Consider the following 22,096-nt stretch of genomic DNA (forward strand, 5'->3'; position numbering starts at 1 on the left):
GCTTCGGTTAAGAATCTGCCTCACCTTGAGCTTGCTGGCGTCCTTTCATACAGGAACGTTGGCGGCTCCCGCCAACGAGGTGTGCGCCGGACTTTCCGGCCTTGTTGACGCCAAGGCTGCCGGCCGCTTCGTCAACCCCGCCCGATCGCTGACGAAGGCTGAGACCACGGCCCTTGACGATGCAAAACTGGAAATTCTTGGCTTTAATGATTATTCGCAGGGAAGCCAAATTGTTGATGCTGATAACGACGGCGTTGATGATCTCTTTGTCTGGAATATTCAAGGCTCGGGGCGATTTACCTATGCCGAGGTCTACGACATCAACATGGCGGCCAGTCGACCATCAGACAAACTGCGGCTGAAAGCGAACCTGGGCAATATTGGCACCTTGAGCGACCCACGGTTTGTCAAATACGCAGGCGTGAATTACCTGGTTGCGGACGAGGGCGACCTGGAAAGCCTGGTAGTCCAGCGCCTGGAGAAAGCCGCTTCAGGCCGCTATGACCTGCGGACTGTCTGCAGCACAACGGTTCGTCTGGCCCCGATCACCAAATGCCGCCACCCTGCCTGCAAGGCCCTGGCGGCCGAGATCGCTAACCCCAGCACGAACGCCCCGTTTGTTCAAGTTGAATGGCCGCACAAATACTTTTCCCCGGCAGGCCTTTCCGTGTTCTTTGATGAAAACGGTGAAGCGAGTGACTTTGACAACACCAAGCTGCCGGCGCGTATCTGGAAATTCGGCCGCGAAGGCTACGCGAACCAGCACATCTACTGGAACGTGCTGGGGCTGGGAGACGAGGCGCCCCTTGTACCGGCTGGGCAAAGGGCGACGAGCGAAGACAGAAAGAACCCTCAAGTGCTTCCAGGCCAGCAGCACGACCGCTTAAGGCGCGCACTGGCGCAGCAAAGCCAGGTGCTGGGCCAGCAGCTCAACAAAGACATTTCGCTACCCGGCGTGGGTCAGTTCTTTTTGTTTAACACCAACGACAGGACCTACTGGGCCTGGGACTTCGGCGAGCCGCCTTATGGCAAGGAAATGCACATCACCTATACAAGAGGGCTCAAGTCGGATTACATCGGCGCAGTGGGAATCAAGCGAACCCCGGATTTGGTCCCCTGCGCATCTGGATGCTCCAGGCCCACGGAGAAGTAGCGCTCAAAAAGCGTCATTCGCCCCGGTTACGCATCCAGTCCGCAGTCTGGAAAAACGACGCATTGAGCCGAACGCGCAAGCCCTCGTCCACACCGGTTTCGCGCATGGCCTGGTCCATACAGGCCAGCCACTGGTCACGCTCGGCAATCCCGATGGAGCCGCCGCCGGTCTGCTGCGGCATGTGGCGCATGCGCAGGCGCGGATGGCCGAAACGGTCGGTGTAGTACTGCGGCCCGCCCAGCCAGCCGCACAAAAACCAGAACAGCCGCTGGCGCGCATTGTCCAGCGTGCTGCCATGCGCGGCACGCAGGGCTGTGTAACCCGGCTCCAGGTCCATCAAGTCATAAAAGCGCTCAACCAGCGCCTTGACGCGCTCCTCGCCACCTATCCAGGCGAAGGGGGTTTCAAAGGGAGGGTTTCCGGGAGGGCGTTCTTCTATCTGCATGGGTTGATTATCGAAGCAGCGGCGGCCTGATTCAGGCCTAGGGCTAATTGGCCGCATTCTGTCATCGGCTGTTTGGCTTTTCGGTATTCCTGCCCCCACCCTTCTGTATGCGCCGAGGAGCGGAGGTTCAGGCGGATAAGGGCTGGCGTTGTCTGAGCGAAGCGCAGCGTAGCGAGTTTAGCCAGACCCCGCCTGAACCGAGCACCGCAGGTTGCCCGGAGCGAAGCGGAGGGACGCAGACAGTAGGGTCGCCTTTTCTTTTGCTTACTTTTGGTGTTTGCGTAACTTCGCTACGCGAAGTGAGCAAACCCCGCGCGCGTAGCGCGCCGTTTGGCGAAGAAAAGAAAACCCGCCTTGCGGGTTTCGACAAAAGTGAGTTGCCGCCGGGCAACCCCCGGCCAGCAAGCCTACGCAGAGGAAGGGGGAGGTGGAAAGAGAAGAGCGCGCTCGCCGGAGCAAGACCCGGCCTCCCCTACTGCGCCTTCCGCAAGGTCTCCACTACAGGCGTATTCAAAACCGACCTCAACCCCCACCACCCCGCAGCCAAAGCGAGCACAGCCCCCGCCAGGCTGCCCAGCAAAGGCACAGTCCAAGACCCACTCCAGCTGAAATCAAACACAAACCGCGCCAAGCCCCAGCCCACCGCCAAAGCAACGATGGACGCGAGGAAGCCGGCCAGCAGGCCGACGCCGGCCAGCTCGGCGCGTTGCACCTGGCGCAGCAAGGAGGCTCGCGCCCCTACCGCCCGCATGATGGCGAATTCCTTGGCGCGTTCTTCGCGGGTGGCGGTGATGGCGGCGAACAGCACGACCAGGCCGGCCGCGAGCGTGAAGCCGAACAAGAACTCCACCGCGCGTATCACCTGGTCGAGCACTCGCTGCACCTGGGCCAGCGTGCTGCTCATGTCGACATTCGTGATGTTGGGAAAAGCCTTGACCAGGGTGTTGTCAAAGCTTTGCGGGCGCGGCTGGCCGGCCACGGCGGCCACGGGTTCGGGCGCGCGGAAGGCGCTGATAAAAGAGACAGGCACGTCGGCCGGCAGTTTGGCGACCGGGTACATCACAAAAAAGTTGACGCGCATGGAACCCCAGTCGACCTTGCGCAGGCTGGTGATTTTGGCTTCGCTGGCCTGCCCGCCTATGTCAAAACGCAGGCTGTCGCCGAGCTTGAGGCCCAGGGTCTTGGCCAGGCCGTCCTCGACGCTGACGGCGTCTTGTTCGCCGGCCGTCCAGCGCCCGCCGCTGAGCTGGTTGTGCGAGGGCATGTCCGCGCTGTTGGAGAGGTTGAACTCGCGGTCCACCAGGCGCTTGGCGCGGTCGTCCTCAAAGTCGTCGGGCGTGACGGGCTTGCCGTTGACCGCAATCAGGCGGCCGCGGATCATGGGGTACCAGTCGAATTTTTTCACGCCGCCGTCGCGCAGGGCCTGCTGGAAGGCCTCGCCCTGCTCGGGCTGCACGTTGATGACAAAACGGTTGGGCGCGTCGGGCGGCGTGGCCCTGCGCCAGCTGCTGATGAGGTCGGTGCGCAGCAGCACCAGCAGCATCAGCGCCAGCAGGCCCACGGCCAGCGCGCTGGTCTGCACCACGGCGTACACCGGCCGGGCCGAGAGCTGGCGCGTGGCCAGCACCAGCCAGCGCGGCGCGGTCGCCTCATGCACGCTGGCGCGCAGCAGCTTGACGGCGGCAAAACTGGCGACCGCAAACACCGCCACCGCGCCGGCAAAGCCGCCCACGGCGATCAGGCCCAGCTTCAGGTCGCTGCTGGCGGCCACCAGCAAGGCCGCGAAACCGGCCACGCCCACGCCCAGCACCGCGAGCGAGGCGGGTTTGAGGTTGCCGACGTCGCGGCGTATCACGCGCAGCGGCGGCACCTGGGCCAGCTGCAGCACGGGCGGCAGGCCGAAGGCCAGCAGCAGCGTGAGGCCCATGCCCATGCCGAACAGCACGGGCCAGAAGGTGGCGGCCGGCAACGCGGTTTCCACCAAACCGGCCAGCAGCAGCACAAAACCGTAATGCACGGCAAAACCCAGGGCCACGCCCAGGGCGCTGGCGAACAGGCCCGCCAGCACAAACTCAAAGGTGTAGGCCAGCGCGATGGTGCGCTGCGGCTGGCCCAGCACGCGCAGCATGGCACAGTCGTCCAGGTGCTTGGCCGCGAAGCCGCGCGCCACAATCGCCACCGCCACGGCGCTCAGCAGCGCCGCCAGCAGCGCCACCAGGTTCAGGAATTTCTCGGCGCGGTCCAGGGTCTGGCGCATCTCGGGGCTGCCCGATTCGAGCGACTCCAGGCGCACGCCGCGCACGCCCGATTGTTCGAAAGGTTTTTTGATTTCAGCATCGGCCCATTTCACATAGGCCTTGACCGCCTTGTCATCACCGGCGACGGCAAAACGGTAGTTGGTGCGGCTGGCGGGCTGTATCAGGTTGGTGGCCGCCACATCGGCCTGGTTGACCATCACGCGCGGCGAAAAGCTGATGAAGCCCGCGCCGCGGTCCGGCTCCTGCACGATGATGCGCGTGAGCTTGAAACCGGCGTCGCCCAGCAGCAGGGTCTGGCCCAGCTTGAGGCCCAGCGCGTCGAGCAGCGAGGCATCGGCCCAGGCCGTGCCGGGGGCCGGCACCTCGCGCGTGTCCGCGCCGGGCTCATCCAGGCCGGCGGCCACCTTCATGCTGCCGCGCAAGGGATAGCCCTGGGGCACGGCCTTGAAGGCCACCAGCTTGCTGGCGCCGCCGTCGGCCTCGCCGGCGCGGCCCATGGTAGGAAAGGTGACGGTGGAAATGCCCTGCAGGCCCAGTTCCCGCGCCTTGGCGATAAAGGCGGCCGGCGTCAGGCCGTCGCTGCGGATCACGGCGTCGCCGCCCAGCAGCTGCCGCGCATCGCGCTGCAGGCCGCCCTTGAGGCGGTCGGCAAAAAAGCCGACGGCGGTGAGCGCCGCGACGGCCAGGGTGACGGCCACGATCAGCAGGCGCAACTCGCCCGCGCGCAGGTCGCGCAGCATGGTTTTCCAGCCGAGCTTGAGGAAAAGGGTGTTCATGCGCAGACCATAACGCAAAGTCCGGGGCTCCGCGCGATGGCCGGGTTTGGAGCCGGGGTATCGGGTGTTATGGCCTGGCGGCGCTGGCGGCGGCCACGGGCACGGCGGCGGCCGGCGGCAGCGCGTCCAGGCGTTTTTCGAGTGAGCGCAGCACCGGTGCGATGCCGGCGCCCACGCGGATCTGCGGGTTGGAAAAGCCGTCTTCCTTGCCGGCGTCGATCTCGCGCTGCTTGATCAGCGGCACGGCCCGCGCAAAAGCCTGCTCGAAGGAGTGGGTCTTGCGCAGCTGCTCGTCAAACAGGGCCCGGCCGAAAAAGGTCAGCTCGGAGCGGCGGCCGCAGCCGTAAGAGGTGTGAGTGGCGTCGGCCGCCGTCATGACCAGGGTGGTGTCGCCGGCCAGCGCGTCGGCCCAGCCGCCCGAATAACAGGCCGAGATCGCGATCACGCGGTGGCGTATGCCCGACCTGTCCAGCGCCTCGCGCAGTTCATCGGGGCTCACGGGCGGCACCTGCAGCGGCCAGTGGGCGGCGGCCAGCTTGAAGTCGCTGGCGCCGTGCGAGGTCATGTAGACCACCAGCAGGTCGTTGTTGCGGTCCATGCGCTGGGCGATCGCGTCGATGGCGCGCTCCATGTTGATCGCGGTGGCCCAGAGGTGGGTCTGCGCGGTGCTGGCGTGGTTGACCAGGTGCACCACACGGCCCTCGGCGTCAAAGCGCTCGGCCAGCACCCGGCTGACCATGGAGCTTTCGCGCAGGAAGACGTCTTCCGCGGCATAGGGGGCGAACACCAGGGCGTAGACGTCGGTCACGCCAGGCCGCTCGTGCGCGATGGCGGCCATGGTTTTTTCCCACAGCGCCTGCTGCTCCTCAAAGGTCTGCTGGCTCAGCTGCAGTCGGGGTTTGCTGTCCGCCACGGCATCGCGTTCATAGTCCTGCTGCCAGGCGCGGGCATCGAACTGCCAGGCAGCGAGGCCGGTCGCGGCCGCCAGGGCGGAGGCAAACACCGCGGCCCGCGCCGTCAGGCCGGTGAAGCGCAGCACCAGCACAATGGCCGCGCCCAAAGACCAGGCGGTGAACACCGCATAAAACACCCAGTAAAGCCAGGCCTGCGAAAACACCGCACCCGCGAGCCAGCCATGCGAGATCGCGCCTATCAGGCACTGGTACACCAGCGTATTCGGAAGCGAAGCAAGCACCCACAGCACAAAAGCGGCACCCACACCCGCGGGGCGCCGGGCGGCTTCACCGCCGGTCAGCGCTGCCCCTGCTGCAGGAAAGGCCCACCAGGCCAGGCCGATAAACAGTCCGGCCGTCCACCAGGCCGACAACCAGGCCTGGACGTCCAGGCGCGCGGGGCCCGCGATCTCGAGCCGGAACAGGGCGGCTTCAATGGCCATCACCAGCGCGGTCAGCACAAGCGCCTGCGGCGGCGTCGGTGTGCGGCCGGCGACCCGGGGCTTCAGAAAAATGCCAGCGCGCAGGCCTTCGACGCACCAGCGCCAAAGGGAAAGACGCGCGGCCGGGGCTGCGGCCTCTTCCGGCGGTACCGCGGGGTGGATCGCCGTGTCGGGGCCGGCGCTGGGGGAAGTGTCGGTCATGAAGCGGCCGTGGGAGAAGATGAAACAGCAGGCGGCCTGGCGCCCGCGAGCTCGGGCTGCAGCGTAAGCCGCTGCGGATGGGCATAGCAGACAAAACGTTTGTGGGTGGCGCGGCCAATGGCGCACAGGCCGACCGTCTGCGCCACCTGGTGGCCCATCTGCGTGATGCCGCTGCGCGAGACCACAATGGGCACACCCATCTGCGCGGACTTGATGACCATTTCGCTGGTGAGGCGGCCCGTCGTATAAAACACCTTGTCCGATTTGCTCACGACAGGGCTGTCCTGCATCCAGATCCAGCCGGCGATGGTGTCTATGGCGTTGTGGCGACCCACGTCTTCGACAAACAGCAGCATCTCGGGGTCGCCGTCCGTCATCGCGAACAGCGCGCAGGCATGGACCGAGCCGGCGGATTTGTAAGTCGTTTCCTTGAGCCGTATGGTGTTGACCAGGGCGTAGAGCTGGCCCTGGCTGATGCGCGCATCGGCGGGCAGCACGATGCCGTCCACCTCGTCCATCAGGCCGCCGAACACGCTGCCCTGGCCGCAGCCCGTGGTGACCACGCGGCGCGCGGTTTTTTCCTCGATGTCCTCAATGCCGTGGCGGGTCTTGACGGCGGCGGCGCCCACCTCCCAGTCCACGGTGATGGAGTCAATGTCGGCCACATCCTTGACCAGGCGCTGGTTGCGCAAATAGCCCAGCACCAGCAACTCGGGATGGGCGCCCAGCGTCATCAAGGTCACGAGTTCACGCTTGTCGACATACACCGTGAGCGCGCGCTCGGCCGGGATGGAGACCTGCTGCGTTTCGCCGTATTCGTTGACGGTCTGGACCTCGCAGGTCAGGGGCGCCCTGGCGTTTGTCAGGCGGGGCAAAGGTGATGGCGAAGGCATGCGGCAAGACTACAACAAAAAAGCCGGCCCTTAGAACCTGTTCACGGTCTAAACGGGGCCGCGTTGGGGTGCAATCGGGATGAGTGGGCCGCCCGGGCACGCCGCATGGGCTCATGCCCATGCAAGGGCCCGGGTGGTTCACTCGCCCGATTTCACCCCAACCCGGAGGGCAAGCGCCTTCTCGGGCGGTCTGCGGCGTTGCGGCGCTGGCCCATAGCTGTGCTATGGGCTGGCGCACCGCGCCTTGCATCCCATCCCGAGAAGGTGCTTGCGCGGCCCCGTTTAGGCCGCGAACAGGTTCTTCAGAGTCGGCTTTTTGAAGAGCGGGAAGGAATCAGGACTTCTTGGCGGGGTTGCCGACCGCGTCCGGCTGTTTGGTGCTGGGCGGGCTGGTGGCATTGCCGGCCGGCGAATGCGCGCCGGCGGCTTCCAGCGGCTTGGCTTCAGGCGGGGTGTAGGCAAAGGGGCCGGGGTCGGCGCAGGCCGGCGCAGGCGTCGGCGGCTTGGTCTCTTTGCCAGCCGCCTTGGCCGATTTGTAGTAAGCGGCCACCACCTTGTCCTGCGCTTTGCACAACTGGTAGGCCTCGAGCTTGCCGGTCCAGGCCGTCTTGGCGGCGGCTTCCGCGGCCTTGGCCTTGGCTTCGTCGCTCAGCGGCGGCAGCTTGGCCAGCACCGCGGCCGACGCGGCGGCCAGCAGGCCCAGGGTCAGGAGTTTTTTCATGGCGTCCTCACTACGTGTTCAAGCTTGTGCGATCTGGCCCGGTGGCTCAGCCGGCGGCGTGCTGCGCTGGGCCGGGATGTTGCCGGCCTTGACCTCGTCGTACCAGTATTCATGGTGCTCCCTGGCCCAGGTCTCGTCGACATAACCGGTTCGCATGGCCTGGTAGGCGCCCTGCATGCCGATGGTGCCCAGGTAAATGTGGCCGAGGAACAGGCACATCATGAGCACGGTGGCCACGGCATGCACCATGTGCGCGACCTGCATGGTGGCGCGCTCGTAAACCAGGCCGGGCAGCAGCTTGTCGAGCACAAAACCCGAGGACACGACCACGATGCCGAGCAGGAACACGCCACCCCAGAAGATGAGTTTTTCGCCCGCGTTAAAGCGGTTGGACGGCGGCTCGTCGCCTGTGATCAAACCACCGCCCTTGGCCAGCCAGCGCAGGTCGCCCTTTTGCGGCCAGTTGTCGCGCAAAAAGGTGAAGAACACGATCACCAGCGACACCGCGAACAGCGGGCCGGCGAAGTTGTGCATCGTCTTGAGCACCCAGGTCAGCCAGCCGAAGAGCGCCCCGCCAATGACAGGCTGCAGGAAGAACTTGCCGAAGGCCATCACCAGGCCGGAGATCGCCAGGACGGAAAACGCGATCGCGTTGGACCAGTGCGCGGCACGCTCAAAAGGCGTGAAGCGCTCTATCTTGCGGCCGGTGTCGGCGCCATGGGTCTTGATGGAACCCTTGCTGAAGTAAAAAATCGCGATCGCCAGCAGCACGATCAGGAACAGGGAACCGCCGTAGGGAATGATCCAGTGGTTGCGCACCTGGCGCCAGGCCTCGCCGGCATTGGTCAGGCGCGAGCCGGGGTACTGCACAAAGGGCTGGATCAGGTTGCCGGCTTCGGGCGCTTCGCTTTTGGGCAGGCTGCTGTAGCCGGTGACGCCCTCGCCCACCTGGCGCCACATGGGCGCGTTGTTGCCGGGCTGGACCTTGGCGCGTTCGCCGTTGCTTTGCTTGGCGTAATTGGGGTCGGCGCTGGCGTCGGGCTTGACCTCAAAAATGTTCTGGCCCTGGATGCCGCTGGTGGCCGCCGGCGCGGCTGCAGGAGCGACAACGCCCTGGGCCTGCGGTGCGGCTGCCGGCGCAGGGGCCTGCGCGGCCGCCAGCCCGGCCAGGCCGGCTGCCAGCAGAAAGAGAACGGGTCGCGCAAGAAACATAAGGCCTCCGCTCGCTATTTCGACGTGCCCGTCTTGGTGTATTCGTTCTGGCTGTTCTGGGCCCGGGCCTTGAGGCCCTGCTCCCAGCTGGCCTTGTCGCCCTTGGTCCAGCCGGGCGCCGCGAAGGCATTGTCGGTGCCCTGGAAGGCCGCGGTGTCGCTTCGCGCGCCGCTACCCAGGGTTTGCGGTTTTTCGCCGCAAGCGCTCAAGACGGTGAAAGCCGCCGTGACGCAAACCAGTATCGCGAGGCGCTTCATGATTTGGCTCCCGCGGGCGGCTGGCCCGCTTGTTTGGACCCATAGGCCGTGCCCCAGCCCCAGACCTCGGCGCCCTTGCCGCGCTGCACCACGCGGTTGCGGAAGATGTCGGCGACCACATCGCCATCGCCGGCCAGCAAGGCCTTGGTCGAGCACATTTCGGCGCAGGCCGGCAGCTTGCCTTCGGCCAGGCGGTTGCGGCCGTATTTCTCAAACTCGGCCTGGCTGCCGTTGACTTCCGGACCGCCGGCGCAGAAGGTGCACTTGTCCATCTTGCCGCGCACGCCAAAAGTGCCCGCCGCCGGGAACTGCGGCGCGCCGAAGGGGCAGGCATAGGAACAGTAGCCGCAGCCTATGCAAATGTCCTTGTCGTGCAGCACCACGCCCTCGTCGGTGCGGTAAAAGCAGTTGACCGGGCAGACAGCCATGCAGGGCGCATCGCTGCAGTGCATGCAGGCCACCGAGATGGATTTTTCGCCGGGAACACCGTCATTGAGCGTCACCACGCGGCGGCGGTTCACGCCCCAAGGGACCTCGTTTTCGTTCTTGCAGGCGGTGACGCAGCCGTTGCATTCGATGCAGCGCTCGGCGTCACAGACAAATTTCATGCGTGCCATGGTGATTCCTTATGCTCGTTCGACGTTGCAGACGGTTGTTTTTGTTTCTTGCATCATCGTGACGCTGTCGTAACCGTAAGTCGTCGCCGTGTTGATGGCTTCGCCGCGCACCACCGGCGCCGCGCCGTTGGGGTAATAAGCCAGCATGTCGGCGCCCTGCCAGCGGCCCGAGAAGTGGAAGGGCATGAACACCGTGTCGGGGCCCACGCGCTCGGTCACCATGGCCTGCACGTTCAGGCGCGCGCCCGTGGGGGTGCTGACCCAGGCGCGTTCGCCGTTGCGTATGCCTTTTTCGGCGGCCACCTTGGGATTGATCTCGATGAACATCTCCTGCTGCAGCTCGGCCAGCCAGGGGTTGGAGCGGGTTTCCTCGCCGCCGCCTTCGTATTCGACGAGCCGGCCCGAGGTCATGACCAGCGGGAATTTCTCGTGCACCTTGTCGGCGATGTTTTTCTGCTGGATGGTCTTGTACAGCGTGGGCATGCGCCAGAAGGCTTTCTTGTCATCATGCGTGGGGTACTTGGCCTGCAGGTCGGCGCGGTTGCCGTACAGCGGCTCGCGGTGCTGCGGGATCGCGTCGGGGAAGTTCCAGACCACGGCGCGCGCCTTGGCGTTGCCGAACACATGGCAGCCGTGCAGCTTCATGGTGACGCGGATGATGCCGCCGGAAGAGTCGGTCTTCCAGTTCTTGCCTTCGGCCGCGGTTTTTTCGGCGTCGGTCAGGTCGTCCCACCAGCCGAGTTTTTTGAGCAGCAGGTGGTCGAACTCGGGGTAGCCTGTGTTGATCTCGGCGCCCAGGGAGCACGAACCATCTTCGGCCAGCAGGTTGACGCCGTCTTTTTCGACGCCGAAGTTGGCGCGGAAGTTGCCGCCGCCGTCCATGACGTGTTTGGAGGTGTCATAAAGATTGGGCGAGCCCGGGTGCTTGAGCTCCGGGGTGCCGTAGCACGGCCAGGGCAGGCCGAAATAGTCGCCCGTGGTGTCGTAGCCGGTCTCCTTGTCCTTGCCGCCTTTGGACTTGAGGGTCTTGACGTCGAACAGGTGCATATTGCGCATGTGCGCTTTCAGGCGCTCCGGGCTCTGGCCGGTATAGCCTATGGTCCAGCAGGTCTTGTTGATCTCGCGCAGGATGTCCTCGGGCACGGGCTCGTCCATGCCCTTGACCTTTTGCATCTTGTAGTTCTTGGACAGCTCCTTGGCGAAGCCGAGTTTTTCAGCGAACTGGTGCATGATCATGTGGTCGCTGCGGCTTTCCCACAGCGGCTCTATGACTTTCTCGCGCCATTGCAGCGAGCGGTTGGAGGCGGTCACCGAGCCGCTGGTCTCGAACTGCGTGGCGGCCGGCAGCAGGTAGACCGCGCGCTTGGGGTTCTGGTCTTCGGCCTTGCCGGGCATGGCGGCCATGGCCGCGGTGGCCGAGGGGTACGGGTCCACCACCACCAGCAGGTCCAGCTTGTCCATGGCCCGCTTCATCTCGAGCCCGCGCGTCTGCGAGTTGGGCGCATGGCCCCAGAAAAACACGCCGCGCAGGTTGGACTCCTGGTCTATCAGCTCGTTTTTCTCGAGCACGCCGTCTATCCAGCGCGACACCGTGATGCCGGGCTTGCCCATCATGGCGGCCGAGGCGTAGCGGCCCTTGATCCAGTCGAAGTCCACGCCCCAGATCTTGGCGAAATGCTTCCACGAGCCCTCAGCCAGGCCGTAGTAGCCGGGCAGCGAGTCGGGGTTGGGGCCGACGTCGGTCGCGCCCTGCACGTTGTCGTGGCCGCGGAAAATATTCGTTCCGCCGCCGGACTTGCCGACATTGCCCAGCGCCAGCTGCAGGATGCAGCTGGCGCGCACGATGGCGTTGCCTATGGTGTGCTGGGTCTGGCCCATGCACCAGACGATGGTGCTGGGGCGGTTCTGGCTCATCATGGTGGCCACCTTGAGCGTGGTGGCCTCGTCCACGCCGCAGGCTTCCAGCACCTTGTCGGGCGTCCACTTGGCCATCACGTCGGCCTTGACCTTGTCCATGCCGTAGACGCGGTCGTTGATGTACTTCTTGTCTTCCCAGCCGTTCTTGAAGATGTGGTACAGCACGCCGAAGAGAAAGGGAATGTCCGAGCCCGAGCGTATGCGCACGTAGTCGTCGGCTTTGGCGGCCGTGCGCGTGAAGCGAGGGTCCACCACGATCAGCTTGCAGCCGGTTTCCTTGGCGTGCAGCATGTGCAGCATGCTGACCGGATGGGCCTCTGCCGCATTCGAGCCTATGTACAACGCGCATTTGCTGTTCTGCATGTCGTTGTAGGAATTGGTCATGGCGCCGTAGCCCCAGGTGTTGGCGACGCCGGCCACCGTGGTCGAGTGGCAGATGCGGGCCTGGTGGTCGCAGTTGTTGCTGCCCCAGAAACTCACGAACTTGCGCATCAAATAGGCCTGCTCGTTGTTGTGCTTCGACGACCCCACCCAGTAGACCGAGTCGGGGCCGCTTTCCTTGCGTAGCTCGAGCAGCCTGGCGCTGATTTCATTGAGCGCCGTGTCCCAGCTGATGCGCTCGTACTTGCCGTTCACCAGCTTCATGGGGTAGCGCAGGCGGTACTCGCCGTGGCCGTGCTCGCGCAGCGCAGCGCCCTTGGCGCAGTGGGCGCCCAGGTTGATGGGCGAGTCGAACACCGGCTCCTGGCGCACCCAGACGCCGTTTTCGACCACGGCATCGACCGCGCAGCCGACCGAGCAATGGCCGCACACCGTGCGCTTGACTTCTATCTTGCCGCCGGCCTCGGTGGCGCCGGGCGTGGCGGCCTCGGCTTTTTTGACCAGGCTCAGCTGCGTCGCGGCCAGGCCCACGCCGACACCCAGGCCGGAGCGGCGCAAAAAGGCGCGGCGGTCCATGGTGGGCAGGGCATTGGACAGGCCCCGCGACAGGCTGTGCACAAAACGCGTGGAAGCGCGGTGCGCGGGATGGACTTCGGAAGTTTTTTTCGTGAGCGGCATGAAGCTCTCCGTGGGAAAGTGAAACCGGGCCGGGTGCGGGCGGTCGAACGGGCTAGACGCGGGTGGTCTTGTAGTAGCGCTGGACGTGTTCCGAGAGGCTGTAGCCGCCGCCTTTTTCAGGGGCCGGCTTGGGCGCCGGGAGTTCGGCTTGAAGGGCTGGCGCGCCGGGCAGGGCCACGACGGCCGCTGCGGCCGCGCCCGTGGCGGCGGCACCGAAAAAGAATCCCCGTCGCGAGGGTTTTGGCTGGCTGTCCTGCATGGTGTTCTCCAGGGGAAGGCTTGCTCGGTATGCAACCGTTTGCATAGTACTGTACGTCAGAGGGCCCCGCGCCACAATGGATTGTCCGACTCAATCCGGGGGGCTAGGGAAAACGATAGGCTATCTTATGATCGCGCCGCCACGGGCTGTCTCATATTGAGAAAACATTCGCCCCTGCGAGCGGTACACCCTCAGGCCAGCATGTCGAAGCCTTGTGCCTCGACGCTCATGAAAACCTGCGTGAAGGCCGCCAGCGCCGCGTAAAAGCGCGCCTTGGGGTGTTGCGTGATGGCCTCGCACATCAGCGGCAGCCAGGGCTGCAGGTGGCGCGCGAAAAACTCACGCTGCCGCGTGAGGTTGGCCACGGCCACGTCGTCGCCGGCGATCAGGTAGCGCATGACTTCGCAGAGGTAGGCCACATGGTCTTCGGTCTCGGGCATGGCCTCGTCGCGCGCCAGGCCCAGCGCCGCGAGTTCGGTGCGCAGGGCGGCCAGCGGTTTTTCATTGAGGAAACCGCTGAGGTAATGAGAACCAAAGAGGTACAGCTCGGGCTTGCCCACGCCGCCGAACAGCGCGTCGTGCTCCTGGGCGGTGGCCTCCCGGCTTTGCGCACGCGCCGCGGCCACCAGTTCACCCCAGGAACTTTCGAGCAGCGCGCCTTCGGCGGGCGCGGCCGTCACGGCGACGCGCAGGTTGTCATAAAGCTCGGCCGAGGGCGCGGCGTAGTACAGCGCGGCCAGCAGGCCGTAGACCTCGGCGCGCGCGGTTTCTTCGTCCAAGGTGGTGGCGGTGAGGGAGGCTGGCGTCATGCGTGGCGTCTTATGTCTTGTTCTAGCGGATGTCGGTGATCTTGACTTCGTTCTCGGCGGAATACAGGTCGATCACGCGGCAGTCGCCGCACATCTTGAGGCGGTCGGCCGCGGCGCCCTGGAACATCGCATGGCCGGCCAGCTTGCCCAGCATGGACTCTATGGCCTTGAGCGTGCCGAAGGGCTTGGCGCAGCGTATGCAGTGGTAGGGCGGGCTTTCGTTGAGCACCCTGGCCTCCTTGCGCTGCGGGCCCAGCAGCAATCGCGGCTGCAGCGTGATCGCGTCCTCGGGGCAGGTGGTGGCGCACAGGCCGCACTGCACGCAGTTTTTCTCGATGAACTTGAGCTGCGGGCGATCCGGGTTGTCCTGCAGCGCGCTGGCCGGGCAGGCGCTCACGCAGCTCAGGCACAGGGTGCAGCTGTCGGCATTGACCACCAGGCTGCCAAAGGGCGAGCCCTGGGCGGGCAGCGCAATCGCCTCGGGCGGCACAGCGGGCGCCTGCTGGATCAGGTGGTCCAGCGCCATGTCCAGCGTGCTGCGCTTTTCCTGGGCGACGGCAAAGCGCGCCGGGGCGGCGGGCACGGCGGGCCGGTTGCGGGCCAGGGCCTGCAGGCCGTTGTCCAGGCCGGCGACGTCGCCGGCTTGCGCGCGCAGCAAATGGAAGTGAACACCCGCATAGCCCAGGCCATTTAAAAGCGCTTGTGCCACGCGCTTCTGCTGCGTGAGTCCTTCGAGATAAGCCGGCGCTTCTTCATCTGTCACCAGCACCGCGACCTGCGAGGCGCCAAAGGCGACGGCACTGAGCCAGAGGTCCAGGCCCAGGCTGGCCGTGTGCCACAGCGCCTGCGGGATGACATTGGCCGGCACGCCGCGCACGTTTTTTTGCAGGCGTGCGGCGCGGCCCAGGGCCTCGACGGCCTGCTGGCCGCTGCCCTGGCTGTGGAACAGCAAGACCGGCTGCGTACCACCGGCTTTTGCATAGGCCGACAGCAAGGTCTTGAAGCGCACACCCTGCTCGCTCGCGCGCGGATAAGCGTAAGTGAGCGCCCCCGTCGGGCACACCGTGGTGCAGGCGCCGCAGCCGACGCAGAGGTTGGGATTGACGACGATCTGCTGGCGCTTTTTCTCGCTGCTGACGGCGCCGGCCGAACAGATGTCCACGCAGGCATTGCAGCCCACGGTGTCATTGCGGCTGTGGGCGCAGAGTTTTTGTTTGTAGGCAAAAAACTTGGGCTTTTCAAATTCACCCACCATGTCGCGCAGCTTGAGCACGGTGGCCGGCAGGCCGGGCGAGGCCAGGCCGGCGGAGGCGTCCTGCGCGAAATAGCCTTGCGGCGGTGCATGCAACGTGAACAGCGGTTTGGTGCCCAGGTCCAGCACCAGGTCAAAGGCTTCGGTCAGGCTTTGCGGCGCGCGGTTGAAGTCGATCGCGCCGGCCACCTTGCAAACGGCCGTGCAGTCGCGGTGCGATGTGCATTTGGCGCTGTCGACCTGGTAGCTCAGGTCTATGGCGCCTTCGGGGCACACGGCCACACAGGCATTGCAGCGTGTGCACAGGTCCAGGTCTATGGGATTGGTTTTATCCCAGCTCGCTTCAAACGCGCCCAGCCAGCCCTTGAGCGCGAGCCGCTCGCCGCTGATCACCGGGTATTGGCGCTCCTGCGCGGGAAGACTGCCAGGAAGGCCGGCCTGCGCGCCAGCGGAAACACCCTGCGCGAAAATCGTGACTTCCAGCGTGTCGGCCAGCAATGCGGCCACCTGCTCGGCATGGTCCACCGAGCCGACGATCAGCAGTCGGCCGGCGCTCTTGTATGTCACGGTGGCCACGGGTTCGGCATCGGGCAGCTGGGCCGCGGCCAGCAGCGCCGCGATCTTGGGGCCGGCGCTGGAAGCGTCCTTGCTCCAGCCGCCGGTCTCGCGGATATTGACGAACTTGACGACCGATGTCGCGCCCTGGGTTTGCGCGCCGACCTCGGCGAACAGGCGTTTTTCCTGGGTGCAGGCCACCACCACGTCGTCGCCCGATTGCACGGCCTTCTGGAAAGCCCCGGCTTCGCGCCGGCACAGCGCCGAATGCAGCGTCAGGCTCTCATTGAGGGCCTCGCCCAGCGCCTGGGGCTGGAGCGGCATGGTCTGGTTGCAGTCGCAAATCAGTGTGGGCATGGTCTGGTTGGCTACCGGCCGCGGGGGGCTCGGCTTGGCTGGTCTGTGCGGGCCCGGCCGGCTCGGGAGGAGCTATGTCCGGGTTTTCATAGGAGGACTGTGCCACGGTTTCATCCGTGGGGTTATTCGCGCTTTCCCGTGGCGGGGCCGCGGCGTCCTGCGCGGCGCCCTTCTTGTCTTCGTTCTTTTCCTTTTCTTCCTCTTCGTCAAACAGCTTGAGGAACTTCGCGCTGGCCATCTGCCGCAGCATGGACTCGGGAATCGGCTCGAACTTCGAATAATCGTCGATGTACGTGTCCAGCCCATCCATCACATTGAAGTGCGGGTCGGCAAAGAGTTTTTTCATGGCCGCGTTGCGCACCTCGGGGCTCACATTGCCGGCCATAAAAGGCTTGAAGTCGGAATCGCGGGTCAGCAGCCTGGCGTCGTCCAGTGTCAGCGCTTTGGGCGGCGCGGCATCAGGCAAAGGCGCTTGCGCTACCGGCTCCGCCTGTGTGGGTGCCACTGGCGCAAGGGGTGCGGCCGAGCCGGGGACAGGAGCCGCCGCCGGCTCGTCCAGAACCTTGCCCTGGCGCGCCTCTTCCTTGCGGCGCGCCCAGCGGCCCAGGAAGCCCGTGGGTTCATCCGCCATCGCCGCCCCCACCGGTTTTTTTGCCCGTGCTCACGCTGGCGGGGTTGCCGAAGCGGTCGGTCAGGGACTTGAAGCTTTGCGGGCGCTGCCGCCGCTTGGGCTCAGCCACATGGTGTTTGTCGACGAACTCGCGCAGCCAGGCCACGACCTCGGGCGGCGCGGGCACCTGCTCCACGGTTTCCTGCGCGTCCAGCCAGCGGCCGGCATCATGGTAGCTCAGGGTCACGGTCTGGGGCACGGCAACCGGCTCGTCGGCCAGCAAGGCCTCTTCCTCCATGCGCCACAGCACCCAGAAGCAGGGCTGGGCGGTGCTGGCGTTGAGGTAATAACCTTCGGCGTCGTCGGTGAACAGCTCGACCGCAAAGCCCGGGTGCAGCCAGCGCTCCTCGCGCTCGTCTTTGAGCAGCAGCCGCGGCGCGGCGCCAAAGCCGTCCTCATGGGGCACCACGTCGGCCAGCACCCAGCGCCAGGGCTGCCAGCGGTTGTTGATGTGTTCGCGGCGCATGACAACGGCCACCGCCGTGCAGGGCCGCTGCACGCCGGCGTCTGTTTCGGGGGAACGCAGCTGGAAGTCGGGCATGCCCGCAGTGTACGGCGGGCTTCCGCCGGAGGAGGAAAGACCCTAGCGCGCGCCTGCCCCCTCGCCATAGCCCTGGGTGGCCGACACCTGGCCGCCGCGGCGTATCGCGACGGCGCAGTACTTGAACTCCGGGATCTTGCCGAAGGGGTCCAGCGCGGCATTGGTCATCAGGTTGGCGGCAGCCTCGTAATAGGCAAAGGGGATGAAAACCGCGCCGTGCGGCGTGCCGTCGTCGCGCCGCACATGGATGGCGACCTGGCCGCGCCGCGACTGCACGGTGATCACGTCGCCGGCCTGCAGCCCGAGTTCCGCGAGGTCGTCGCCGCACAGCGAGGCCGTGGCCATGGGTTCGATCGCATCGAGCACCGTGGCGCGCCGCGTCATGCTGCCGGTGTGCCAATGCTCGAGCTGCCGCCCGGTGATCAGCACAAAGGGGAAGTCCGCGTCGGGCCGTTCATTGGCCGGGATGATGTCGGCGGGCACCAGGTGCACGCGCCCGTCATTGGTGGCGAAGCGGTCTATGAAGACGGTGGGCGCGCCGGGATCGTCTTCGGTGAGGCAGGGATAGGTCACGCTGGACTCGCGCTGCAGGCGCTCCCAGCTGATGCCCGAGATCGCCGCGTGCATGGCCTGGCGCATTTCCTCATAAACGGCCGCCACGCCCGAGTGCTCGCCGGCATAGTTCCAGTTAAGGCCCATGCGCTGCGCGATCTGCTGGATGATCCAGAGGTCGGGTTTGGCCTCGCCGGGCGGTGTGATGGCCTGCTTGCCCAGCTGCACCATGCGGTCGGTGTTGCTGACCGTGCCGGTTTTTTCGGGCCAGGCGGTGGCCGGCAGCACCACGTCGGCCAGCCAGGCGGTTTCGGTCATGAAGATGTCCTGCACCACCAGGTGCTCCAGGCTGGCCAGCGCATGGCGTGCGTGGTTGAGGTCGGGGTCGCTCATGGCCGGGTTCTCGCCCATGATGTACATGCCGCGTATCTTGTGCGGATCGCTGTCGGGCGCGAGCGCCTTGTGCATGATCTCGACCACGGTGTAGCCGGGCTTTTCGTCCAGCGGGGTGTCCCAGAATTTCTCGAACCAGGCGTGCGCGCCGGCGTTGTCCACGCGCTGGTAGTTGGGGAACATCATGGGGATCAGGCCCGCGTCGCTGGCGCCCTGCACATTGTTCTGGCCGCGCAGCGGGTGCAGGCCTGAGCCGGGCTTGCCGATCTGGCCGGTCACCGTGACCAGCGCGATCAGGCAGCGCGCATTGTCGGTGCCATGCACGTGCTGGCTGATGCCCATGCCCCAGAGAATCATCGCGCCCTTGGCCTTGGCGAATTCGCGCGCCACCTCGCGCAGGGTTTTCGCCGGGATGCCGCAGATGGGCTCCATGGCTTCGGGACTGTAGCCCTTGACGTTTTCTTTCAGCGCCTCGTAGTTGCTGGCGCGCTTGCTGATGAAGTCCTGGTCGGCCAGGCCTTCGTCGATCACGGTGTGGATCAGCGCGTTGAGCATGGCCACATCGGTGTCGGCCTTGAACTGCAGCGTGCGCCAGGCGTGTTTGCCGATGTCGGTGACACGCGGGTCGGCCAGCACGATTTTTGCGCCGTTCTTGGCCGCATTTTTCATCCAGGTGGCGGCCACCGGATGGTTGGCCGTGGGATTGGAGCCGATCACAAAGATCAGGTCCGAATGCTCCACGTCGTTGACCTGGTTGCTGACCGCGCCCGAGCCCACGCCTTCGAGCAGGGCCGCGACGCTGGAGGCATGGCACAGCCGCGTGCAGTGGTCCACATTGTTGGAGCCAAAGCCGGTGCGCACCAGTTTCTGGAACAGATAGGCCTCTTCATTGCTGCCCTTGGCCGAGCCGAAACCGGCCAGGGCTTTTTTGCCGTGCGTGTCGCGCAGGCCCTTGAGGCTGCCGGCCGAAAGCGCCAGCGCCTCTTCCCAGCTCGCCTCGCGGAACACCTCGGACCAGTCGGCGCTGTCGCGGTTGAGGTTTTGCAGCGCCTCGGGATCCTTGCCCACGCCGGCCTTGCGGATCAGCGGCACCGTCAGGCGCTGCGGGCTGTGGGCATAGTCAAAACCGAAACGGCCCTTGACGCACAGCCGCGAGTGGTTGGCCGGGCCGTCGCGCCCGTCCACGCTGACGATCTTGTTGTCCTTGACGTTGTAGGTCAGCAGGCAGCCGACGCCGCAGAAGGGGCAGACCGAGTCGACCTTCTTGTCGACCACCTGCGAGCCGATTTGCGATTTGGGCATGAGCGCGCCCGTCGGGCAGGCCTGCACACATTCGCCGCAGGCCACGCAGGTGCTGTCGCCCATGGGGTCATGGAGGTCGAACACGATCTCGCTGTGCGAGCCGCGCATGGCGTAACCGATCACGTCGTTGACCTGCTCCTCGCGGCAGGCGCGCACGCAGCGGTTGCACTGGATGCAGGCATCGAGGTTGACCGCCATGGCGGGGTGCGAGACGTCGGCCGCGGGCTGCTCGCGGCGCAGGGCCTTGAGTGCCGGGCGCACCTGCACCGCCATGCGGCCCGCCCATTCGCTGAGTTCGCCGTGCTGCAGCGACTCGTCTTTTTCATTCCATTTGTAGCCGGTGTCAGGCATGTCCGACAGCAGCATCTCCAGCACCATCTTCTGGCTCTTGAGCGCGCGTTCGCTTTGGGCCTGCACCTCCATGCCGGCCGTGGCGCTGCGGCAGCAGCTGGGGGCCAGTGTGCGCTCGCCCTTGACTTCGACCACGCAGGCGCGGCAGTTGCCGTCGGGCCGCAGCCCGTCCTTGTAGCAAAGGTGGGGAATGTCCACACCGTGGCGCGCAGCGGCCTTGAAGATGGTTTCGCCTTCATAGGCGTGGACGGTCTTGCCGTCGAGCTTGAACTCGACGGTTTGCGGCATGACTTCAGCGAGTTTGGCGGGGGCGTTCATGCCGTGGCTCCGATCTCATGCGGGAAATATTTCTGGATGCTGCGCACCGGGTTGGGCGCAGCCTGGCCCAAGCCGCAGATGGAAGCGTCGGTCATGACGATATTGAGGTCTTCCAGCGTGTCGCCGTCCCAGTGCTCGGCCTGCATCAGCTGCGCGGCCTTGGCCGTGCCGACACGGCAGGGCGTGCACTGGCCGCAGCTTTCGTGTTCAAAGAACTTCATCATGTTGAGGGCGGCGTCGCGCGCGCGATCCTGGTGGCCCAGCACCATGACGGCGGCCGAGCCTATGAAACAACCATAAGGCTGCAGGGTGTCGAAGTCCAGCGGGATGTCGCCCAGGGACGCCGGCAGGATGCCGCCCGAGGCGCCGCCGGGCAGGTAGGCGTAAAAGTCGTGGCCCTCGGCCATGCCGCCGCAGTATTCGTCTATCAGCTCACGCACCGTGATGCCGGCCGGCGCCAGCTTGACGCCGGGGTTCTTGACGCGCCCGCTCACGCTGAAGCTGCGCAGGCCCTTGCGGCCGTTACGGCCGAAGCCGCTGAACCATTGCGGGCCTTTTTCGACGATGTCGCGCACCCAGTACAGGGTCTCGAAGTTGTGCTCCAGCGTGGGCCGGCCGAAGAGGCCCACCTGCGCGATGTAGGGCGGGCGCATGCGCGGCTCGCCGCGTTTGCCTTCTATGCTTTCGATCATGGCGGACTCTTCGCCGCAGATGTAGGCGCCCGCGCCGCGCCGCAGCTCGATCAGCGGCAGCTCGCAGGGCGGGTCGGCGCGCAGCTTGGCCAGTTCGGCCTGCAGGATGGCGCGGCAGTCATGGTATTCGTCGCGCAAATAGATATAACAGGCCTCCACGCCCACCACCTGGGCCGCGACCAGCAGGCCCTCGAGGAAGCGGTGCGGGTCGCGCTCAAGATAAGTACGGTCCTTGAAGGTGCCGGGCTCGCCCTCGTCGATGTTGACGGCCATCAGGCGCGGCGCCGGCTGCTCGCGCACGATGCGCCATTTGCGGCCGGCCGGGAAACCCGCGCCGCCCAGGCCGCGCAGGCCGGAATCTTCCATGGCCTTGACGATGCGTTCGGCGTCTTCCTCGCCGTTGACCACCGCGGCGGCCAGCGCATAGCCGCCGTGTTCGCGGTACAGCGCATAGCCGGTGTACGCCGGCATGGCGGCTGTATCGATGCCGGTCACGCTTTGTTCGGCAAAATCGGCCGCGTTAAAAGGCACGGCAGCTTGGGCCACGGCGGCGGCGCTTTGCGCCTGGCCGACTGCCGCGACCACGGCCTGCGGCGTCGCAAAAGGTACGGCCTGCTGGTGCACCGCGATGGCCGGCGCCTGCTCGCAGCGGCCTATGCAGGGCGCGGCGACCACACGCACGTCCTGGTTTCCAAGCAACGCCGGCAGGCGCGCCAGCAAATCCTGCGCGCCGGCCAGCTCGCAGGCCAGGCCGTCGCAAACCCGCACCGTGAGGCCGGGGACCTTGCCGTCACCGCGAATCACTTCAAAGTGATGATAAAAAGTCGCGACCTCATAAACCTCGGCCATGGGGATGTTCATCTCCTTGGCCAGCGCCACCAGATGCCTGTCGTGCAGGCAGCGGTAGGCGTCATTGAGCGTGTGCAGGTGCTCGATCAGCAGGTCGCGCCTGTGGCCCGCCTCGGGCCGCGCGCCTATCAGCGCGCGCACCTCGTCCAGCGATGCATCGTCCGCCTGGCGCCCCTTGAGTTTGCTCTTGCGGCGTATGCGCTCGCGCATTTCATCAACCGTTGCGACGGCAACGGCCTTGACTTCGGGACTGCGACCAGGATGGTTCATGGTTGGCTGGGCCGGCGTCCC

17 protein-coding genes are annotated in these 22,096 nt (G+C 65.8%); 1 reads left to right on the forward strand and 16 read right to left on the reverse strand.

Annotated elements, in window-relative coordinates; genetic code table 11:
• The first annotated feature begins 25 nt into the window (after positions 1-25).
• Positions 26-1,153, forward strand: coding sequence for a hypothetical protein (locus ACEN9P_RS05475; RefSeq protein ID WP_495621341.1), 1,128 nt, complete (start codon positions 26-28; stop codon positions 1,151-1,153).
• Positions 1,154-1,166: 13 nt separating this feature from the next.
• Here ACEN9P_RS05475 and ACEN9P_RS05480 read toward each other — a convergent pair whose 3' ends face one another.
• The 16 genes from ACEN9P_RS05480 to ACEN9P_RS05555 form a co-directional block, all read right to left on the reverse strand.
• Complete coding sequence (locus tag ACEN9P_RS05480) at positions 1,167-1,598, reverse strand: group II truncated hemoglobin (protein ID WP_074578016.1); 432 nt, start codon at positions 1,596-1,598, stop codon at positions 1,167-1,169.
• Between the two features lie 472 nt (positions 1,599-2,070).
• Complete coding sequence (locus tag ACEN9P_RS05485; RefSeq protein ID WP_477664124.1) at positions 2,071-4,632, reverse strand: ABC transporter permease; 2,562 nt, start codon at positions 4,630-4,632, stop codon at positions 2,071-2,073.
• 67 nt (positions 4,633-4,699) lie between these two features.
• On the reverse strand, positions 4,700-6,229 hold the full coding sequence (locus tag ACEN9P_RS05490; protein WP_495621342.1) for a C13 family peptidase: 1,530 nt from the start codon (positions 6,227-6,229) through the stop codon (positions 4,700-4,702).
• Positions 6,226-7,122, reverse strand: coding sequence for a formate dehydrogenase accessory sulfurtransferase FdhD (locus ACEN9P_RS05495; protein WP_477664126.1), 897 nt, complete (start codon positions 7,120-7,122; stop codon positions 6,226-6,228). Before ACEN9P_RS05495 ends, ACEN9P_RS05490 begins: the two co-directional genes overlap by 4 nt.
• Before the next feature lie 334 nt (positions 7,123-7,456).
• The gene (locus ACEN9P_RS05500) at positions 7,457-7,843 is read right to left on the reverse strand and encodes a hypothetical protein (RefSeq protein WP_477661162.1); all 387 of its coding nucleotides are present in this window, start codon (positions 7,841-7,843) and stop codon (positions 7,457-7,459) included.
• A gap of 18 nt (positions 7,844-7,861) precedes the next feature.
• Positions 7,862-9,055 carry a formate dehydrogenase subunit gamma gene (locus ACEN9P_RS05505; protein WP_495621343.1) on the reverse strand — a complete coding sequence of 398 codons (1,194 nt, stop codon included), beginning with the start codon at positions 9,053-9,055 and terminating at the stop codon, positions 7,862-7,864.
• Positions 9,056-9,069: 14 nt separating this feature from the next.
• Entirely contained in the window at positions 9,070-9,312 is a 243-nt protein-coding gene (locus ACEN9P_RS05510) for a hypothetical protein (protein ID WP_477661160.1), read from the reverse strand.
• Positions 9,309-9,929 carry a formate dehydrogenase FDH3 subunit beta gene (gene fdh3B / locus ACEN9P_RS05515; RefSeq protein ID WP_007873612.1) on the reverse strand — a complete coding sequence of 207 codons (621 nt, stop codon included), beginning with the start codon at positions 9,927-9,929 and terminating at the stop codon, positions 9,309-9,311. The genes ACEN9P_RS05510 and fdh3B overlap by 4 nt, the downstream gene beginning before the upstream one ends.
• A 9-nt stretch (positions 9,930-9,938) precedes the next feature.
• The gene (locus tag ACEN9P_RS05520) at positions 9,939-12,905 is read right to left on the reverse strand and encodes a formate dehydrogenase subunit alpha (RefSeq protein ID WP_495621344.1); all 2,967 of its coding nucleotides are present in this window, start codon (positions 12,903-12,905) and stop codon (positions 9,939-9,941) included.
• Positions 12,906-12,957: 52 nt separating this feature from the next.
• Positions 12,958-13,164 (reverse strand): formate dehydrogenase, encoded by a 207-nt coding sequence (locus ACEN9P_RS05525; protein WP_074578009.1) that lies wholly within the window; start codon positions 13,162-13,164, stop codon positions 12,958-12,960.
• Positions 13,165-13,355: 191 nt separating this feature from the next.
• Positions 13,356-13,973 (reverse strand): TorD/DmsD family molecular chaperone, encoded by a 618-nt coding sequence (locus tag ACEN9P_RS05530; RefSeq protein ID WP_477661158.1) that lies wholly within the window; start codon positions 13,971-13,973, stop codon positions 13,356-13,358.
• A 22-nt stretch (positions 13,974-13,995) separates the two neighbouring features.
• Entirely contained in the window at positions 13,996-16,137 is a 2,142-nt protein-coding gene (locus ACEN9P_RS05535; protein ID WP_495621345.1) for a 4Fe-4S binding protein, read from the reverse strand.
• Positions 16,064-16,768: a DUF3306 domain-containing protein gene (locus tag ACEN9P_RS05540; RefSeq protein ID WP_477661156.1), complete on the reverse strand. Its 705-nt coding sequence runs from the start codon at positions 16,766-16,768 to the stop codon at positions 16,064-16,066. Before ACEN9P_RS05540 ends, ACEN9P_RS05535 begins: the two co-directional genes overlap by 74 nt.
• The gene (locus ACEN9P_RS05545) at positions 16,758-17,348 is read right to left on the reverse strand and encodes a DUF3305 domain-containing protein (protein ID WP_495621346.1); all 591 of its coding nucleotides are present in this window, start codon (positions 17,346-17,348) and stop codon (positions 16,758-16,760) included. The genes ACEN9P_RS05540 and ACEN9P_RS05545 overlap by 11 nt, the downstream gene beginning before the upstream one ends.
• A 42-nt stretch (positions 17,349-17,390) precedes the next feature.
• Complete coding sequence (gene fdhF / locus ACEN9P_RS05550; protein WP_495621347.1) at positions 17,391-20,264, reverse strand: formate dehydrogenase subunit alpha; 2,874 nt, start codon at positions 20,262-20,264, stop codon at positions 17,391-17,393.
• Entirely contained in the window at positions 20,261-22,075 is a 1,815-nt protein-coding gene (locus ACEN9P_RS05555) for an NADH-ubiquinone oxidoreductase-F iron-sulfur binding region domain-containing protein (RefSeq protein WP_495621348.1), read from the reverse strand. Before ACEN9P_RS05555 ends, fdhF begins: the two co-directional genes overlap by 4 nt.
• Positions 22,076-22,096 lie beyond the last annotated feature (21 nt).

The sequence above is a fragment of the Polaromonas sp. Polasp52 genome, from assembly GCF_059491565.1.

Coding starts and splice junctions, on each gene's coding strand:
- ACEN9P_RS05480 (WP_074578016.1), bottom strand. CDS start 1,598: ATGCAGATAGAAGAACGCCCTCCCGGAAACCCTCCCTTTGAAACCCCC.
- ACEN9P_RS05485 (WP_477664124.1), bottom strand. CDS start 4,632: ATGAACACCCTTTTCCTCAAGCTCGGCTGGAAAACCATGCTGCGCGAC.
- ACEN9P_RS05490 (WP_495621342.1), bottom strand. CDS start 6,229: ATGACCGACACTTCCCCCAGCGCCGGCCCCGACACGGCGATCCACCCC.
- ACEN9P_RS05495 (WP_477664126.1), bottom strand. CDS start 7,122: ATGCCTTCGCCATCACCTTTGCCCCGCCTGACAAACGCCAGGGCGCCC.
- ACEN9P_RS05500 (WP_477661162.1), bottom strand. CDS start 7,843: ATGAAAAAACTCCTGACCCTGGGCCTGCTGGCCGCCGCGTCGGCCGCG.
- ACEN9P_RS05505 (WP_495621343.1), bottom strand. CDS start 9,055: ATGTTTCTTGCGCGACCCGTTCTCTTTCTGCTGGCAGCCGGCCTGGCC.
- ACEN9P_RS05510 (WP_477661160.1), bottom strand. CDS start 9,312: ATGAAGCGCCTCGCGATACTGGTTTGCGTCACGGCGGCTTTCACCGTC.
- fdh3B (WP_007873612.1), bottom strand. CDS start 9,929: ATGGCACGCATGAAATTTGTCTGTGACGCCGAGCGCTGCATCGAATGC.
- ACEN9P_RS05520 (WP_495621344.1), bottom strand. CDS start 12,905: ATGCCGCTCACGAAAAAAACTTCCGAAGTCCATCCCGCGCACCGCGCT.
- ACEN9P_RS05525 (WP_074578009.1), bottom strand. CDS start 13,164: ATGCAGGACAGCCAGCCAAAACCCTCGCGACGGGGATTCTTTTTCGGT.
- ACEN9P_RS05530 (WP_477661158.1), bottom strand. CDS start 13,973: ATGACGCCAGCCTCCCTCACCGCCACCACCTTGGACGAAGAAACCGCG.
- ACEN9P_RS05535 (WP_495621345.1), bottom strand. CDS start 16,137: ATGCCCACACTGATTTGCGACTGCAACCAGACCATGCCGCTCCAGCCC.
- ACEN9P_RS05540 (WP_477661156.1), bottom strand. CDS start 16,768: ATGGCGGATGAACCCACGGGCTTCCTGGGCCGCTGGGCGCGCCGCAAG.
- ACEN9P_RS05545 (WP_495621346.1), bottom strand. CDS start 17,348: ATGCCCGACTTCCAGCTGCGTTCCCCCGAAACAGACGCCGGCGTGCAG.
- fdhF (WP_495621347.1), bottom strand. CDS start 20,264: ATGAACGCCCCCGCCAAACTCGCTGAAGTCATGCCGCAAACCGTCGAG.
- ACEN9P_RS05555 (WP_495621348.1), bottom strand. CDS start 22,075: ATGAACCATCCTGGTCGCAGTCCCGAAGTCAAGGCCGTTGCCGTCGCA.